This window comes from Vibrio sp. 2033 (genome assembly GCF_033339735.1).
In genome coordinates, this window is the sequence record NZ_JAWOVC010000267.1 from 1 (window position 1) to 772 (window position 772).

At 46.6% G+C, this 772-nt stretch carries 1 pseudogene; it reads right to left on the reverse strand.

The features are described from left to right. Positions 1-772: pseudogene (locus R7P74_RS25995) on the reverse strand (undecaprenyl-phosphate glucose phosphotransferase); the annotation flags it as partial.

A 772-nucleotide genomic window follows, 5' to 3' on the forward strand; every position in this document is an offset into this window, starting at 1 on the left:
CAATGGCGATAGCAAGCAGGATTGGTGATATCAACACTAAGATAATGCTAGAGAACAAAATGTCTTCGAAGCGTTTAATCCAGGATGAAACGCCAGCAAAAGGCGTATCGAACACGCTGAGAGTTTGAACTTGACCAATTTGATCCCAGCGAGAATGGAGCAGGTTGTAAGTAAAGAAATCCGGGATCAGATAAGTGTTCGCTGTGGTGTCGGAGAACTGGTTCAGGATGGAAGCAATGCGCTCTTTAGCATGCATTGGCATCGCAATGTATACGTAATCGACTTCTCCTCGTTTTGCCCGTTCTAACGCTTGGTTTACCGCGCCTTTGATTGGGTATTCGGAGCTAGGCAATCTGTCGCTAGAGCGTTCGTCATAGAAGCCGTCAAATAGAACACCATGCTCGGTGTGGTTTTGAATCTCGTTGGCAAGGGTAATGCCGTGAGGGGTCTGACCGATGATGATAGCGGTGCGTGTGTTGAAGCCCATTTTTCGCAAATAGGCCAAAACGGTACGAAAGGTCACTCGCCACGCCAACAGTAATGCCGGCGTAATAGTAACCCATAACGCTAAGATACTGCGGTCAAACAAAGGGTAAACTTCGGAAAAGTAAAGCACCATGAAAAGTAGGGTGCTTGTCATTAACCACGACATGCAAACAATGAACATTTGCTCTCTAAATGAGCTTGTCCGCCATGAGCGATATAGGTTGCCGCTTTCCGCCATAAACAAAAATGAAATACCCCCGACGAAGGACAAGATGACGTAGTCCTT